Source organism: Ectopseudomonas oleovorans (genome assembly GCF_003052605.1).
Lineage (GTDB): Bacteria > Pseudomonadota > Gammaproteobacteria > Pseudomonadales > Pseudomonadaceae > Aquipseudomonas > Aquipseudomonas oleovorans_A.
Genome location: NZ_QASO01000123.1, coordinates 21,993 through 38,234, shown reverse-complemented (window position 1 = coordinate 38,234; position 16,242 = coordinate 21,993). Strand labels below are relative to the sequence as shown.

At 63.8% G+C, this 16,242-nt stretch carries 14 protein-coding genes and 4 pseudogenes; 13 read left to right on the top strand and 5 right to left on the bottom strand.

Features of this window, described 5'->3' with window-relative positions; translation table 11 throughout:
• Window positions 1-277 (top strand): hypothetical protein (locus DBO86_RS26340; protein ID WP_208630537.1); only part of this gene is annotated, 277 nt, incomplete at its 5' end.
• A gap of 29 nt (window positions 278-306) precedes the next feature.
• On the opposite strand, the pseudogene DBO86_RS21395 reads toward DBO86_RS26340, so the two are convergent.
• Together DBO86_RS21395 and DBO86_RS21390 are read right to left on the bottom strand one after the other, a co-directional pair.
• A pseudogene (locus tag DBO86_RS21395) lies at window positions 307-408 on the bottom strand (6-pyruvoyl trahydropterin synthase family protein); the annotation flags it as partial.
• Between the two features lie 14 nt (window positions 409-422).
• Window positions 423-815, bottom strand: a pseudogene (locus tag DBO86_RS21390) (flagellar type III secretion system pore protein FliP); the annotation flags it as partial.
• 4 nt (window positions 816-819) lie between these two features.
• On the opposite strand from DBO86_RS21390, the pseudogene DBO86_RS26895 reads away from it, so the two are divergent.
• The 11 genes and pseudogenes from DBO86_RS26895 to DBO86_RS21335 form a co-directional block, all read left to right on the top strand.
• A pseudogene (locus DBO86_RS26895) lies at window positions 820-948 on the top strand (IS110 family transposase); the annotation flags it as partial.
• Between the two features lie 215 nt (window positions 949-1,163).
• A complete protein-coding gene (locus DBO86_RS21380; protein ID WP_108234771.1) occupies window positions 1,164-1,715 on the top strand; it encodes a chorismate--pyruvate lyase family protein in 552 nt (183 codons plus the stop codon).
• Window positions 1,716-1,938: 223 nt separating this feature from the next.
• The gene (ubiA, locus tag DBO86_RS21375; protein ID WP_108234770.1) at window positions 1,939-2,829 is read left to right on the top strand and encodes a 4-hydroxybenzoate octaprenyltransferase; all 891 of its coding nucleotides are present in this window, start codon (window positions 1,939-1,941) and stop codon (window positions 2,827-2,829) included.
• A gap of 82 nt (window positions 2,830-2,911) precedes the next feature.
• Entirely contained in the window at window positions 2,912-3,601 is a 690-nt protein-coding gene (gene phoB / locus DBO86_RS21370; protein WP_003242584.1) for a phosphate regulon transcriptional regulator PhoB, read from the top strand.
• Window positions 3,602-3,852: 251 nt separating this feature from the next.
• Window positions 3,853-5,172: a phosphate regulon sensor histidine kinase PhoR gene (phoR, locus tag DBO86_RS21365; RefSeq protein WP_108234769.1), complete on the top strand. Its 1,320-nt coding sequence runs from the start codon at window positions 3,853-3,855 to the stop codon at window positions 5,170-5,172.
• A gap of 62 nt (window positions 5,173-5,234) precedes the next feature.
• A complete protein-coding gene (locus DBO86_RS21360) occupies window positions 5,235-6,575 on the top strand; it encodes a hemolysin family protein (protein ID WP_003464633.1) in 1,341 nt (446 codons plus the stop codon).
• A gap of 250 nt (window positions 6,576-6,825) precedes the next feature.
• Window positions 6,826-7,361 (top strand): annotated as a pseudogene (locus DBO86_RS21355) (hypothetical protein).
• A gap of 123 nt (window positions 7,362-7,484) precedes the next feature.
• Entirely contained in the window at window positions 7,485-8,633 is a 1,149-nt protein-coding gene (locus tag DBO86_RS21350; RefSeq protein WP_108234768.1) for an FAD-dependent oxidoreductase, read from the top strand.
• A 188-nt stretch (window positions 8,634-8,821) separates the two neighbouring features.
• Window positions 8,822-9,094 carry an HU family DNA-binding protein gene (locus tag DBO86_RS21345; RefSeq protein WP_003242571.1) on the top strand — a complete coding sequence of 91 codons (273 nt, stop codon included), beginning with the start codon at window positions 8,822-8,824 and terminating at the stop codon, window positions 9,092-9,094.
• A 150-nt stretch (window positions 9,095-9,244) separates the two neighbouring features.
• A complete protein-coding gene (locus tag DBO86_RS21340) occupies window positions 9,245-9,640 on the top strand; it encodes a hypothetical protein (protein WP_003464625.1) in 396 nt (131 codons plus the stop codon).
• Between the two features lie 224 nt (window positions 9,641-9,864).
• Complete coding sequence (locus tag DBO86_RS21335; RefSeq protein ID WP_208630533.1) at window positions 9,865-10,617, top strand: hypothetical protein; 753 nt, start codon at window positions 9,865-9,867, stop codon at window positions 10,615-10,617.
• 65 nt (window positions 10,618-10,682) lie between these two features.
• On the opposite strand, the gene DBO86_RS21330 is transcribed toward DBO86_RS21335, so the two are convergent.
• The 3 genes from DBO86_RS21330 to DBO86_RS21320 all read right to left on the bottom strand — a co-directional run bounded on the left by DBO86_RS21330 (window position 10,683) and on the right by DBO86_RS21320 (window position 15,194).
• On the bottom strand, window positions 10,683-12,089 hold the full coding sequence (locus tag DBO86_RS21330) for an aminoacyl-tRNA deacylase and HDOD domain-containing protein (RefSeq protein ID WP_108234766.1): 1,407 nt from the start codon (window positions 12,087-12,089) through the stop codon (window positions 10,683-10,685).
• A gap of 91 nt (window positions 12,090-12,180) precedes the next feature.
• The gene (gene recG, locus DBO86_RS21325) at window positions 12,181-14,256 is read right to left on the bottom strand and encodes an ATP-dependent DNA helicase RecG (RefSeq protein ID WP_108234765.1); all 2,076 of its coding nucleotides are present in this window, start codon (window positions 14,254-14,256) and stop codon (window positions 12,181-12,183) included.
• Between the two features lie 8 nt (window positions 14,257-14,264).
• The gene (locus DBO86_RS21320) at window positions 14,265-15,194 is read right to left on the bottom strand and encodes a hydrogen peroxide-inducible genes activator (protein ID WP_003464616.1); all 930 of its coding nucleotides are present in this window, start codon (window positions 15,192-15,194) and stop codon (window positions 14,265-14,267) included.
• A 190-nt stretch (window positions 15,195-15,384) separates the two neighbouring features.
• Here DBO86_RS21320 and DBO86_RS21315 point away from each other — a divergent pair, with 190 nt between their 5' ends.
• Window positions 15,385-16,242, top strand: coding sequence for an NAD-dependent epimerase/dehydratase family protein (locus tag DBO86_RS21315; protein ID WP_108234764.1), 858 nt, complete (start codon window positions 15,385-15,387; stop codon window positions 16,240-16,242).

Genomic DNA, 16,242 nt, shown 5'->3' with positions numbered 1-16,242 from the left:
CAAGCTCCTATACGAAACCCCAGATCGCGCAAGCGGTCTGGGGTTTCTTCTTTGGGGCGCGGATATAGAGCTGCGTGTAGGGTGCGCTGCGCGCACCGACAAGGACGCGGACATGCCGGTGCGCATGGCGCACCCTACGGTTGATCCGCTGACGCTTCGCGAGCAGAGCTCGCTCCTACAACTTGGCAGTGCGCTGTGCGCACCGCCAATGGTGCGGTCAAACCAGGGCGAGCGGGATTGCGGTGCTTTGTCGGCATCAATAAAAAGGCCACCTTGAAGGTGGCCTTTGCTGTTTCTGGGCGCTGATCAATCGCCGCGATATTCGCAGCCGCTGGTGCAGGTCTCGTGGATACGTACGCGCGACAGCTCCGGTAGCAAGGGTTTTACCTGTTGCCAAATCCACAGGTTGGCCAGCACTTCGCTAGAAACGGCACGAAAATCATGAAGCCGAGCTGAACGGCGGTCTTCAGCTCGCTGAGCACGAATGCCGGGAGCAGCAGGGAGAAGTCCAGCTGGGCCAGGTCCTCGGGCATTTCCTCGCCGGCCAGGGTAACCAGGGTTTCCAGCGAGTTCTTGCTGGTCTGCGCCAGCATGAACTGGCTGATGATACGCTTGTCTTCGCCCAGACCCTGTTCGAGGCTGATCTGGTCGGCCTCGAACGGCACGTAGGCCTCGGTGTACATCTCCTGCCAAACCGGGCACATCACCAGCAGGGTGAGGCACAGGGCGATGTCGACCAGCACCGGGTGCGACGGACTCTGCTGCAGGCCAATGGCCTGGCCCAGGATGGCCAGGACGATGATGAAGCGGGTGGGTGAACGTATGAAAGCCAAGGGCAAAGCCGGCAAGCAGATCGCCTGCGCGGCTATGCGTAACTTGCTGTACATCGCTTATGGCGTGCTGAAATCTGGTCAGCCTTTTGATCCGACACTTGCTATTGCGAGATGAGCTTCAAGACGGTATCTACGGGTCTGAGTAGGCCGTCCGCTTCCTATGAGTTAGGCCTTGTAGGGTGGGCTTTAGCCCACGCGGATTATCGTTGGTGGGCTGAAGCGGATCGCCGCCCGGCCCACCCTACGCCGCTGCAGCTCATGTCCCGGCCTCAAAGCGCCTGCCACGCCGTGCTAGACTCGCACGCTTTCGATCTGTGGTGATTTCTCTCCGTGTCTCACGCCGCTCTTGCCCATCCGCCGCGCTGGTTGACCAACGCCCTGCTGCATCCGCAGCCTTGTGCCGGTGTGCGCGACTGGCTGTTCAACGAGGATTCGCTGACCCGGCGCCTGACCGTGCTGTCCAACGACGGCTTCTCGGTGACGCCGCTGCAGGAAGGCTGGCAGCGCCTGCGCAGTGACGAGTGCGCACTGCTCGGCGTGGCCGATGGCAGCCAGGGTTGGGTGCGCGAGGTGTATCTGCGTGGCCATGGGCAAGCCTGGGTATTCGCCCGTAGCGTTGCCGCGCGCAGTGCGCTGGAAGGTTCCGGGCTGAATCTGGCCGAGCTGGGTAGTCGCTCGCTGGGCGAGCTGCTGTTCAGTGACCGGGCCTTTGATCGGGGCGAGTTGCAAGCCTGCCGTTATCCAGCTGCCTGGCTGCCGCAGGAGGTGCGCGAAGAGCGCCTGTGGGCGCGGCGCTCGTGCTTCAGCCGGGGGGCGCTTGGTGTATTGGTGGCCGAGGTATTTCTGCCGGCCTTTTGGCAGGCGGCGGGTATCGAGGCGTAGGGTTCGCACTACCATTGCCTACTCAGGCTATCCCTGTTGTCTATCAGGCCATGGCGTACTGCTTCGCGACGACTGCATGGATGCAGGAGGTAGAGCGACGCAGGAAGCCAAAGCCGAGTACGCCCTGCGCGTTGAACCGCTTGTGGCGGTGAGCATCGACGCTAAAGCGCCTCCCACACACTCTTCCTCGTATAATCCGCGCAACCCGCACGGAGACGCTTTGATGTACACCCGCCTGCTGCAATCGACCACCCGCCTGCACCCGCGCGCCTGGGACTTCATTCAGCTGATGCGCCTGGACAAGCCCATCGGCATCTATCTGCTGTTGTGGCCGACCTTGTGGGCGCTGTGGGTGGCTGCCGAAGGCGTGCCGAGCGCGAAGAACCTGTTCATCTTCGTCGCCGGTGTGATCCTGATGCGCGCCGCCGGTTGCGTGATCAACGACTACGCCGACCGCAACTTCGACGGTCACGTCAGCCGCACCAGGGCGCGTCCGCTGGCCAGCGGCAAGATCAAGCCGCGCGAGGCGCTGGTGCTGTTCGCCGTGCTGGTGGCGATGAGTTTCGTGCTGGTGCTGTTCACCAATGCCACCACCATCTGGCTGTCTTTTGGCGGCCTGGCCCTGGCTGCCTGCTACCCCTTCATGAAGCGCTACACCTTCTACCCGCAGGTGGTGCTCGGCGCGGCATTCTCCTGGGGCATGCCGATGGCCTTCACCGCCGAGACCGGCAGCTTGCCACCTGAAGCCTGGCTGCTGTACATCGCCAACCTGCTGTGGACCGTGGCCTACGACACCTACTACGCCATGGCTGACCGTGAGGACGACCTGAAGATTGGGGTGAAGTCCACGGCCATCCTGTTCGGTGATGCAGACCGCCTGATCATCGCCATCCTGCAGGGGCTGGCGTTGCTCTGCCTGCTGCTGGCTGGCGCGCGCTTCGAGCTGGGCCTGTACTTCCACCTCGGCCTGTTGGTGGCCGCCGCCTGCTTCGCCTGGGAGTTCCACGTGACCCGCCGCCGAGAGCCATTGGTGTGCTTCAACGCCTTCCTGCACAACCACTGGGCGGGGCTGGCGATCTTCATCGGGATCGTGCTGGATTACGCCTTACGTTAAGTGCTGCCGCCTAGCTGTCATATCGCTGCAATAATTCCGTTATCTAATGCGCGCAGACAGTTGAACGAACCGAGGCAGGACCATGGTTGGCAAGAACATCCTGATCGTCGATGACGAAGCACCGATCCGCGAGATGATTGCGGTGGCCCTGGAGATGGCCGGTTACGAGTGCCTTGAGGCGGAGAATACCCAGCAGGCCCACGCCGTGATCGTCGACCGTAAACCCGATCTGATCCTGCTCGACTGGATGCTGCCCGGCACCAGCGGCATCGAACTGGCCCGCCGGCTCAAGCGTGACGAACTGACCAGCGACATCCCGATCATCATGCTCACCGCCAAGGGTGAAGAGGACAACAAGATCCAGGGCCTGGAAGTCGGTGCCGACGACTACATCACCAAGCCCTTTTCGCCGCGTGAGCTGGTGGCCCGTCTCAAGGCCGTGCTGCGCCGTGCCGGGCCCAGCGACAGCGAGGCGCCGATCGAGGTTGGCGGGCTGTTGCTCGATCCCATCAGCCACCGTGTGACCATCGATGGCAAACCGGCCGAGATGGGCCCGACCGAATATCGCCTGCTGCAGTTTTTCATGACCCATCAGGAGCGTGCCTACACCCGCGGCCAGTTGCTCGACCAGGTCTGGGGCGGCAACGTCTACGTCGAGGAGCGTACCGTCGACGTGCATATCCGCCGTCTGCGCAAGGCGCTCGGTGATGCCTACGAAAACCTGGTACAAACCGTGCGCGGGACTGGGTATCGTTTCTCCACCAAAGGCTGAGATGCTGTTTACGATCTGCTGCGCGTCGACCCTGCTGCGTTGAAAGCAGGTTCGGCGGGCCGCTAGCGGCCAACACATTTTAGTGCGGCCCCGTAGGGGCGAACGTAGTGAGTAATGCTCATGTACAAAAGTACAGTCGCCCGCGACTCCGACCGTTCCTCACCTGCTTTCGTGGGGCCGCCATCGGTGTTGCATGGCTCTAGCTCGCGAGATCGTAAAGCAGCTTCTGCGGGTTCGCTCTTCTCACAAGGATGCGCTCCATCGTGAATCAAGACTGGCGTGGCGCCGTGGTGCGCCGCCTGTTGCTGCTGGTTGGCGCCTGCCTGCTGCTCGGTTTCATCACCGGTGAATATGCCTGGGTGTTGGCCTGCGGTCTGGCCATTCATCTGGGCTGGACCCTCAGCCAGTTGCTGCGCCTGCACAAATGGCTGCGCGAGCATAAACCCGACGAGCCACCGCCGGATGGTTACGGCCTGTGGGGCGAGGTGTTCGACAGCATCTACCACCTGCAACGGCGTAACCAGAAGGCACGTGGCCGTTTGCAGGCGGTGATCGACCGCGTGCAGGAGTCCACTGCCGCCCTCAAGGATGCCGTGGTGATGCTCGACAGCCAGGGCAACCTGGAATGGTGGAACCGCGCAGCCGAGACGCTGCTGGGCCTGAAAACCCCGCAAGACAGCGGCCAGCAACTGGCCAACCTGGTGCGCGACCCGCGTTTCAAGGACTACTTCGAGCGTGGCAACTATGCCGATGCCCTGGAGATTCCTTCACCGATCAATGATCGCCGCCGCTTGCAGTTCCATATCACCCGCTACGGCAATCGCGAGCACCTGTTGCTGGTGCGTGACGTTACCCGTCTGTATCAGCTGGAGCAGATGCGCAAGGATTTCGTCGCCAACGTCTCCCATGAGCTGCGTACGCCGTTGACGGTGATCGCCGGTTATCTGGAGACGCTTCTGGACAACGTCGAGGCGGTCAATCCGCGCTGGCTGCGCGCATTGCAGCAGATGCAGCAACAGGGGGCGCGCATGCAGACCCTGCTCAACGATCTGCTCCTGTTAGCCAAGCTGGAAGCCACCGATTACCCGTCGGACAACCAGCCGGTGGCAGTCGATCTGATGCTGCTGTCGATCAAGAACGATGCCCAGGCATTGTCTGGTGAGCAACAGCACCGCATCAGCCTGGAGGCCGATCCGCATCTGCAGCTCAAGGGCAGTGAGGCGGAGCTGCGCAGCGCCTTCTCCAATCTGGTGTTCAACGCCGTGAAGTACACCCCGGCCGGAGGCGATATCCGTATTCGCTGGTGGTCTGACGAGAAGGGCGCACACCTGTCGGTCAGCGATACCGGTATGGGCATCGAGGCCAAGCACTTGCCGCGCCTGACCGAGCGCTTCTATCGGGTCGACTCCAGCCGTGCCAGCAATACCGGTGGCACCGGGCTGGGCCTGGCCATCGTCAAGCATGTGCTGCTGCGTCACCGTGGCAATCTGGAGATCAGCAGCGTTCCTGGCAAGGGCAGCACTTTCACCTGCCATTTCGCCCCGGCGCAGGTGGTGCAGCGTGCGCGCTGAGTGCTTGCATTCGACGCGGCGAAGCTCCAACCTCTAGCTATCTTTGGCCAATCCGAAACTTCATGGCCCCCTCCACGAGTCTTCCTGCTCCCGATTACTTCGCCGATTTCGGCCTCATGCTGTTCGCCCTGTTTCTGGTCCTGCTCAACGGCTTCTTCGTCGCCGCGGAGTTCGCAATCGTGCGCCTGCGCGCGACCAAGGTCGATGCCCTGGCCGAGGCCCACGGCTGGCGCGGGCATATTCTGCGCACCGTGCACAACCAGATGGACGCCTACCTCTCGGCTTGTCAGCTGGGCATCACCCTGGCTTCGCTGGGACTTGGCTGGGTCGGTGAGCCAGCCTTCGCCGAGCTGCTGACGCCGCTGCTGGTGGCGGTTGGCGTGGAGTCACCCAAGCTGATTCACGGTATCGCCTTCTTCACTGCGTTCTCGATCATTTCCTACCTGCACATCGTCATCGGCGAGCTGGCGCCCAAGTCCTGGGCGATTCGTAAACCGGAACTGCTGTCGCTGTGGACGGCAGCGCCGCTGTACGCCTTCTACTGGCTGATGTACCCGGCGATCTTCGTGCTCAACGCCAGTGCCAACGCCATCCTGCGCATCGCCGGGCAAGGCGAGCCGGGGCCGCACCACGAGCATCACTACAGCCGCGACGAGCTCAAGCTGATCCTGCATTCCAGCCGTGCCACCAGCGACAACGACCAGGATCTGCGGGTGCTGGCGTCGGCGGTCGAGTTGGGTGAGCTGGAGGTGGTGGACTGGGCCAACTCTCGCGAGGACCTGGTCTTCCTGGAACTCAACGCCAGCCTCGATCAGGTGTTCACCACCTTCCGCCGGCACAAGTACAGCCGCTACCCGATCTTCGACGAGAGCAAGGGCGAGTTCGTCGGCGTGTTGCATATCAAGGATCTGCTGCTGCACCTGTCGCTGCTGGAGATGCTGCCCTCGGCGCTGAAGCTGGGGGATCTGATGCATCCGCTGGAGCGGGTCAGCCGGCACATGCCGCTGTCGCAGTTGCTCGAGCAGTTCCGCCAGGGTGGCGCACACTTCGCCCTGGTCGAAGAGGCCGACGGCAAGGTGATCGGCTACCTGACCATGGAAGACGTGCTCGAAGCCCTGGTCGGTGACATCCAGGACGAACACCGCAAGGCCGAGCGTGGCATTCTCGCCTACCAGCCGGGCAAGCTGCTGGTGCGCGGCGACACGCCGCTGGCCAAGGTCGAACGCCTGCTCGGTGTCGACCTCGACCATATCGAGGCCGAGACGTTGGCCGGGTTGATCTACGAGACTCTCAAGCGCATGCCTGACGAAGAGGAGGTGCTGGAAACCGATGGCCTGCGCATCATCGTCAAGAAGATGAAGGGGCCCAAGGTGGTCCTGGCCAAAGTGGTCAAGCTGGATTGATCTCTCCTGTGGCTGGCCGGGTGCTCGCTATCTGCTCAGGCCGCATACCCTCTGGCCTGTGTCGAAGTCAGCGTTTCGCTTATGATCGATCGGTCAGTTTCGCTCCTGGTAACCCCCCGCAAACCCTTGTGCGGCAAGGGATATTGCCGTTCGTCTGTTTAGTCGAATCCCTCCTGGCAGAGGCAGTCTAGGTACTTGCGTCCCACCTCCCGGTGGGCGGCGTTATCCACTCATTGCCAAGGAAATCGTCATGCAGCTGTCCAGGATAACCCCCCAAAGCAACACTCGCCCTGTGCCTGGCGGGCGCCTCGCAGGCCTATGCAGATTCGGTCACCGACCCGATCTCGACCTTCGGTGTCATCGCTTCGCACAACCAGTACAAGCTCACCGTGGACGATGAAAGCGACAAGGAGCGCCTCAATCAACGTCAAGCTGATCAGCAAGTCGCCCTTCGCCAAGGCCGGGCTCGGCTACAACTACCTGACGCCGGACTACACCCTGCGCCTGGAGGTGGGTGCGCTCTACTCGATCAATTCCGAAGCGCGCCTGAAGGTCGATGGCGACAGCGACTCCGTGGACCTCAAGGACAAGGTCAATCCTTACGGCGAGCTGACCGTGCTGTGGAACAAGGGCATCAACAACCTGCCGATCAGCACCAGCCTGTACTACACCCAGACCCGCTATGGGCTCGACAGCAACAGCGCCATCGCCGAGCGCAGCAAGCTCAAGCAGGAGCAAGTCGGCCTGCGCGTAGGCTCTGATTCGCGCATTGCATCTTTCCCCTAACCTGCGAATGGCTGACTGAACCTCATCTGGCCAGCGCGTACCTGATCCAGTAGGGTGTCATCCCGCTATCTGGGGCGGCGGCCGGTGGGTCGTCGCGTCGTTTTCATCGTGAGGAAAGAGCGCATGAGTGCACCCGTCGTCATCATCGGCACCGGCCTGGCCGGCTATAACCTGGCCAAGGAATGGCGCAAGCTCGATACGCAGACGCCCTTGCTGCTGATCACCGCTGACGACGGCCGTTCCTACTCCAAACCGATGCTGTCCACCGGTTTCGGCAAGAACAAGGATGCCGACGGCCTGGCCATGGCCGAGGCGGGCGCCATGGCTGAGCAGCTCAACGCGGAAATTCGCACCCATACCCGTATCAGCGGAATCGACCCCGGCCACAAACGCTTGTGGATCGGTGAGGAAGCCGTGCCGTACCGCGACCTGGTACTGGCCTGGGGCGCCGAGCCTATTCGCGTCCCGGTAGAGGGTGATGCCCAGGATGCGCTGTTCCCGATCAATGACCTGGAAGACTACGCGCGCTTTCGCAGCGCCGTGGCTGGCAAGCGTCGCGTCCTGATTCTCGGCGCCGGTCTGATTGGTTGCGAGTTTGCCAACGACCTCAGTGCCGGCGGCTATGAGGTAGAGCTGCTGGCACCCTGCGAGCAGGTGATGCCCGGCCTGCTGCATTCGGCGGTGGCCTCTGCCGTACAAGCCGGTCTGGAGGGGCTGGGCGTACGTTTCCATCTCGGCCCGGTGCTGGCGAGTCTTGACCGCCAGGGGGACGCGCTGCAGGCCTCGCTGTCCGACGGCAGCCTGATCCAGTGCGACGCGGTGGTCTCGGCTGTGGGTCTGCGTCCGCGCACCGCGCTCGCTGCGGCAGCCGGTCTCGACATCAACCGTGGCGTGATGGTCGACCGCCAGTTGCGCACCTCGCACGCCAATATCTACGCCCTGGGTGACTGCGCCGAGGTCGACGGCCTCAACCTGCTCTACGTCATGCCGCTGATGGCCTGTGCCCGGGCGCTGGCCAAGACCCTGGCTGGTGAGCCGACGGCGGTCAGCTATGGGCCGATGCCGGTGACGGTAAAGACGCCGGTATGCCCGCTGGTGGTCTCACCGCCACCGCGTGGCAGCCAGGGCGAATGGACGGTCGAAGGCAGCGGCAGCGACATCAAGGCGCTTTGCCGCGAGGCTTCCGGAGCACTGCTCGGTTATGCGCTGACCGGCGCCGCCGTGCAGGAGAAACTGGCACTGAACAAGGAGCTACCGGCACTGCTGGCGTGATTGCCTGTGGTTCTGTCGGATACGCCACGAAATTGCCTGGTTAAAGTGGCTGGCGAGGCTGGCGCAGTACGATGCGGCATGCCATTCTGCCAAGGGTCTGCCGCAGCGCAGAGCTGTTGCGGCGCCTTGGGCGCTGTTCTGGAAGGACAGCACGGACACAACAACAAAAAACCGTCAAAGAGGCATTTATGCGTAAACCGGAACTCGCCGCCGCCATCGCCGAAAAGGCTGATCTGACCAAGGATCAGGCCAATCGTGTACTCAACGCCGTACTGGAAGAAATCACCGGTGCACTGAACCGCAAGGACAGTGTGACCCTGGTTGGCTTCGGTACTTTCGTCCAACGCCACCGTGGCGCCCGTACTGGTAAGAACCCGCAAACCGGTCAGCCGGTGAAGATCAAGGCCAGCAACACCGTCGCCTTCAAACCGGGCAAGTCCCTGAAAGACGCGGTCAACTGAGCCCGTTACCCGGAGCCGCTCGGCTCCGGGGTCCCCCAGCGCAGCCACGCTGCGACATTCGCTGATACAGCCATGCTTTAGACAGGCTGTAGTCCTGCAAAAAAACCACTACAATGCGCGGCCATCATCTTCGATCACGAGGCCCTGTGCATGAAATTCCGTTTTCTCCTGTGGATGCTGGGCCGCCTGATGGCCAAGGCCAGCCGTGAAAACCCGGCGTTCCGCCAGCAGCTCGAAGGGCGCGATATGGTGTTCCAGCTGCACACGCTGGACGGCAAGGTGGCACGCCACTTCACCGTGGCCGGTCAGCGCGTGACCAGCAAGCGCGGCACCGCCACGGATCCGGCCTTCGCCATTGGCTTCAAGGATGCCGCCTACGGCTTTGAAACCATGACCGCGAAGAACAAGCAGCTGGCCTTCATGCAGGGCATCCAGAACAAGGACATCCAGATCCAGGGCAACCCGGCGCTGGTCATGTGGTTCCAGGGCCTGACCAAGTACCTGATGCCGAAGAAGAAGACCGAGGCGCCGAAAAAGGCCGCCTGAACGGCTAATGCCTGTCAGTTAGGCGTCGACGCATCGAAATTGTAGGAGCGCGCCCCGCCGTGAATCAGGCGCTGCACACTCGAAAAAGCTTCGCCCCGGGGCGGGGCTCCTACGGAAGACCACGTTGGCAACCTTATCTGGTTGGCTTCCGATAGGCGTCACGGCTGGCCGCGACGCCGTGCTTTGGTTAGGCTGCCAGGCACGTCCCTGTGGAAAGCCCGACCATGCGTCTTTTCCTGTTACCCCTGCTATTGCTGGCCGCCACCACTGCACGGGCCGAGCCAGCGTCTGCCAAGGCCTTGTTGCCGCTGTTCGAACTCGCTGGTATCCATCTGCTGTGCGAACAGAGCGCGCCGTTGGTGCAGCGTGGCCAGGAAGAAACCGAACAGAAGCGCCTCGCCCAGCTCTTCGCTGGCGAAGCCTTTTGTCTGGATCTGGCCCAGCGCGTCGCTGCCCGCTTCGATGCGGCGCAGGGCGAGCAGGCCCGTGAGCGTCTCGACAGCCCGTTGGCGCAGCGTTTCACCGCTGCCGAGCGCGCCGTCGGTGAGCAACCCGAAGGCTTGGCTGAATACCGCCAGCGCCTGCAGGAGCAGCCGCCACGAGGTGCGCGTCTTGACCTGGTCAAGCGTCTCGATGCGGCCGCGCGTACAACCGAACTGGCCAGCCTGCTGCGTTATGAAGTCGGCAAGACCCAGGCATTGTTGGCACTAAAGGCGCGGGGCGAGAATCTCAGCGAGGCCGAACTGCAGGCGCAGACGCAAAAGCAGGCGGATGCCATCCGCCAGTCCAGCGAGCAGGCGGTAGAAACCTTCATGTTCTATGCCTACCGGCAGATGCCCAGCGATCAACTCGCCGAGTATGCGGCGCTTTACGAGCATTCCAGTGTCAGCCAACTGCTCGCCATCAGCCTGGAAGTGGTGCCGCAACTGTTCGCCGAGCGTCGGGAGAAGCTGCGCAAGACGGCGGGCAAGTTGTAAGGGGCGTCGGCCGCTCGGTGCGAGGCGAGCAGCCCATCCTTGAGGGTTAGGGAGCTAGCAGCCGCTCATTGCGGCTGCTGATACTGCGCTGCCAGTTCACGCAAGGCGACCTCGGCGCTCAGCACCTTGCTCACCGCGTCCTCGGCTTTTTCCCGGGTCAGCCCCAGGGCGTCGAGCAGCTCATCAGGAATCTCGTTCTGCGGCCCGGCACCGATACCCCGGTTGCGCAGCAGGCTGACCGCCAGGCACACCAGATTGGGGAAGGCCGCGCTGTCGCCTGCGTAGGACGGATCGTGCTGAAAGCGCAGAGCGCTGGACAGCTCTTCCGGCATATCCCAGTGGCGCATCAGCCAGGCACCGATCTGCTCGCGGGTGATGCCCAGCAGGTGCTGCTCGATATGCCCGGCAGGCAGGTGCGGGTTGACCTCCAGGTGACGGCAGATCAACGAGAAGTGCGGTGGAAACACATGCGCCAGGACCAGGTAACCAAAGTTGTGCAGCAGACCGGCCAGGTAGGTCAGGCCGGCTTCCGGGCGCTGCGCGCGCGGCATGGCGCGGGTCAGGCCCTCGATCACTGCAGCGGTATAGATCGCTTGCTGCCAGTAAGGGGTGGCGTGCTGCGGCTGATCCTTGGGCAGACTCAGAGTCTTGCCCAGCGCCAGGCCCAGGGCCAGGTTGATCACCAGGTCGAAACCCAGCACGCGGACGATGGCATCTTCCACCGAGCGGATCTTGCCGGGCGCGGCGTAGTAGGGCGAGGCTGCCCAGCTGACTACCTGGGCCGCCAGCGCGGGATCGGTTTCGACCACGCCGGTGATGTCGTCCACCGTGGCATTGGGATCGACACGCAGCTTGATGATCTTCTGCGCGGTTTCCGGCAGCGGCGGAATCTCGATGGTTTCTTCCAGGCGCTGCTGGATGCGGCGTGCGGTAAAGGCCTGCACGGCTTGGGTGATTTCCGCGCGGTCATCATGCGGGCGATCGAGGTTCGGTTTGATCGCGCTGACCGGCTCACCGAAACGCGCCGCGCTGGCCTTGCTCAGCAGCGCCTTGAAGGCTTCGGTGGGGATTTCCAGCAACACACCAGGCTGGCCGGACTCGATCAGCAGACTGGGTACCTGCAGCAGGCGTTCTTCGTACAGGCAGGGCGAACTGGTCAGCGGCGGCAAACCGGGCAGTGCGGCCAGATTGTGCTTGCCGAGCATGCGCTCCAGGCGTTCCGGCTTGACCGCCGTGAGCTGGCGCCCAGTCAGCTCGGCCAGGCGCGACAGATCGAGCATGTGGCTACGCGGATAGAGCACCAGCAGGGCACCGATGGCGTCGTCCACCAGCACGGCCTGCAGGCGCGCCTCGCTTGGCTGACCTGGGCGCTCCGCGCGTACCTGATAGGGTACGGCGAGTTTCTCCAGCAGTTGCACGATCACGGCGGGGGCTTGCGCAGTGGCGTTGGCGGCGAGGGCGGCTTCAGTCATATCGATATCCAGCGTTGGCGCATGTGCCCCGAAGTATAACCAGCGAGGATTTGCGCAAAGGTTCGTGGCGACGGTTGTCCTGTGAACAGGTTCACACTTGACCGTATTGCTGGCCGTGACGCAACCAGCGCTCCAACAATGGAGCCACATGTTGTGGCCAATGTTCCAGAAGAGCGTGCGCGGCATCGCGTACGGCGGGCAGCAGGTCGGCATCGCGCATCAGGTCGGCGACCTTGAATTGCAGCAGACCGGTCTGCCGGGTGCCGAGCATTTCCCCCGGTCCCCTGAGTTCGAGGTCCTTCTCGGCGATGACGAAACCGTCGGTGGTCTCGCGCATGATTGCCAGGCGCTCGCGCCCGAGTTGCGACAATGGTGCATGGTAGAGCAGCACGCAATGACTGGCGGCGCTGCCACGGCCGACCCGGCCGCGCAGCTGGTGTAGCTGGGCCAGGCCCAGGCGTTCGGGATTTTCAATGATCATCAGGCTGGCATTGGGCACGTCGACGCCGACCTCGATTACCGTGGTGGCCACCAGCAGCTGCAGCTTGCCCTGTTTGAACTCATCCATCACTGCGGCTTTTTCAGCCGGTTTCATGCGCCCGTGGATCAGCCCGACGCGCAGCTCGCCGAGGGCCGCCGAGAGCTCCTCGAAGCTGGTCTCTGCCGCCTGGCAGGTGAGCTCCTCGGATTCTTCGATCAACGTGCACACCCAGTAGGCCTGGCGGCCCTGCTGGCAGGCATTGCGCACGCGCTCGACCACCTCATCGCGGCGGCTGTCGGCGATCACCAGGGTATTCACTGGCGTGCGGCCGGGGGGCAGCTCGTCGAGGATCGAGGTATCCAGGTCGGCGTAGGCGCTCATCGCCAGGGTGCGCGGAATCGGCGTGGCGGTCATGATCAACTGGTGCGGGCAGAGGCGGCCGTCGATGCCCTTCTGGCGCAGGGCCAGGCGCTGCTGCACGCCGAAGCGGTGCTGCTCGTCGATGATCACCAGCGCCAGGCGCTTGAACTTCACCTCGTCCTGAAACAGCGCATGGGTGCCGACCACCATCGGGCAGCCGCCAGCGATCTGTTCCAGTGCCGCCGCGCGTGCTTTGCCCTTGAGCTTGCCGGCCAGCCAGGCGACGTCCAGGCCGAGCGGTGCCAGCCATTTGCTGAAGTTGAGCAAGTGCTGCTCGGCGAGGATTTCGGTGGGCGCCATCAGTGCCACCTGGTAGCCGGCCTCCAGCGCCTGCAATGCAGCCAGGGCGGCGACCACCGTCTTGCCGGCACCGACGTCGCCCTGCACCAGGCGCAGCATGGGTTCGCTCTGCGCCAGGTCATAGGCGATCTCGGCACCCACGCGCTGCTGCGCGCCGGTAGGGGCGAAGCCGAGGTTGGCGAGGTACTGCTGCGGCAGTTTCGTCGCCGGCGGCAGCGCCGGTGCCTGTTGCGCGCGTACCTGTTCACGCAGGCGCTGCAGGGACAGCTGGTGAGTCAGCAGCTCTTCAAAGGCCAGGCGGTGTTGCGCCCAGTGACGGCCCTCGGCGAGCTCTTCGACATCGGCGTCCGGCGGCGGCCGGTGCAGGTAGCGGATGGCCTCGTCCAGCGGCGCCAGGCGATAGTCGCGGGCCAACTCCTCGGGCAGCCAGTCTGGCAGGCTGTGTGGCCCGAGGCGCGCCAGCGCCTGCTGGCTGAGTTGGCGCAGACGCTGCTGAGTCAGGCCTTCGGTGGTCGGGTAGATGGGCGTCAGGCTCTGCTCCACCGGTGCCGGTTCGTCGCCGCTCTGCGCGCGGTATTCCGGGTGGTAGATTTCCAGGCCGGTGGCGCCAGGGCGTATTTCGCCATAACAGCGCAGCGCCGTGCCGCGTTTTAGGCCGTCCTTCTGCGCCTGGCTGAAGTGAAAGAAGCGCAAGCTCAGTGTGCCGCTGCCGTCCTGCAGGCGCACCAGCAGGCTGCGCCGCCGGCCCATGACCACATCGGCGCCGGCAACGATGCCCTCGACCACCGCATCCTGCCCCGGGCGCAGCGCGCCGATGGGGGTGATGCGGGTGCGATCCTGGTAGCGCAGCGGCAGGTGGAACAGCACATCCTGCAGGTTTTCCAGGCCGACCTTGGCCAGTTTTTCCGCCAGCGCGGCGCCTACGCCTTTCAGCGCGGTGACGGGAACCGCTGACAACTCGCTCACTTCCGGCCTCAGGCGCTCTTGGTCTGCGGGCTGCGGGCGACCGAGCAGAGACGGATGGAGTCGGCCAGCACTTCGATGGCGTTTGGCCGCGGGAAGCTGGCGCGCCAGGCGATGGCCACGGTGCGGAACGGCACCGGTGCGCTGAGCGGACGGACTTCGATCACGCCGGGTGCGTAGTGGTGGCTGTCCACCGCCGAGAACGGCAGGATCGACACGCCAAGGCCGGAGGCGACCATGTGGCGGATGGTTTCCAGCGAGCTGGATTCCACTGTGGTGTGCTTGCCGTGGTCGTCGCCGCCCTTGCGCAGGGTCGGACAGGCCTCCAGTACCTGGTCGCGGAAGCAGTGGCCTTCGCCTAGCAGTAGCAGGCTCTTGTCGTTGAGCAGCTTGGTGTCGATGGTGTCCATCGCCGCCCAGGGGTGGCCGGCCGGCAGCAGCGCGTAGAACGGTTCGTCGTACAGCGGCTTGGTCAGGACATCGGCCTCCTGGAACGGCAGGGCGATGATGATCGCATCCAACTCACCGGTACGCAGCTTGTCGCGCAGGATATGGGTGAAGTTTTCCTCGATGTACAGTGGCATGTCCGGGGCGACCCGGTGCAACTGTGGAATCAGGTGCGGGAACAGGTAAGGGCCAACGGTATAGATGGCGCCGATCTTCAGCGGGGCGGCCAGCTGGTTCTTGCCGGCCTGGGCCAGCTCGCGAATGCCCTGAGCCTGCTCCAGCACCTTCTGCGCCTGGGTGACGATGCCCTCGCCGACCGGGGTCAGGCGCACGGCGCTCTTGCTGCGCTCGAAGATCAGTACGCCGAGCTCGTCCTCCAGCTTCTTCACGCCCACCGACAGGGTCGGCTGGCTGACATGGCAGCGCTCGGCGGCGCGGCCGAAGTGCTGTTCCTGGGCGAGGGTGACGATGTAGCGCAGTTCGGTGAGGGTCATAGTGTTTATCCATTAAGTTGCCGCCAAGCATAGCCTTTGCAAACAGATGAACCAACCGCGCTAATAGACTGTTGCAAAACTATCGCGAATTTGGCACCTGCATGGCGCTGCTCCGTGTCTCCATGCCGCCTCTGACGGCTCGGAGCGGCCTGTTACACTGCGCCGTCGCATAACAGTGATGGAGAAGAGCATGTCGGACTGCAACAGCCTGCTGATTGCCGGGTGTGGAGACGTCGGTACCCGCCTTGGCCTGCGGATGGCCGCACAAGGCTGGCGCGTGCTCGGTATGCGTCGCAACGTGGCCGCGCTACCTACCGCCATCGAGCCGCTGGCCGGCGATCTGCACGCCGATGCCTGCCCGCCGGCTTGGCCGCAAGGGCCGCTGGATTACCTGGTGTACTGCGCCGCCGCCACCGAGCACGACGAGGCCGGCTACCGCGCCGCCTATGTCGAAGGGCTGCGCCGTGTGTTGAGCTGGCTGGCGCAGCATGGCCAGCGACCACGGCGCATCCTGTTCGCCTCCAGCAGCGGCGTGTATGGGCAGCAGGAAGGCGAGTGGATCGACGAGGGTTCTGCGGCTGAAGCCCAGAGTTTTTCTGCGGTGATCATGCGCGAGGCTGAGCGTGTCGCGCTCAACAGCGGTCTGCCGGCGACCACAGTGCGTCTGACAGGCCTTTATGGCCCTGGTCGCGAATGGTTGCTGAGCCAGGTGCGCGGCGGCTATCGGGTCAGTGAAACACCGCCGTTGTATGGCAACCGCATTCATGTCGAGGATGCTGCCGGCCTGTTTGCCACGCTGTTGCAGGCGGATGCCGCCGGTGTGCCCTTGGCCGATTGCTACCTGGGCGTCGACGACGAGCCGGCGCCACTGCACGAGGTAGTAGGTTGGCTACGTGGGCAACTGGGCGTCAGCCATTGGAGCGACGAGCAGCGCGTGCGCCGCGCCGGCAGCAAGCGCTGTCGCAACGCCCGCGCCCGTGCGCTGGGCTGGGCGCCGCAGTATCCCAGTTACCGTGAAGGTTACGCGGCGATCCTGGCGGGTCGCTGA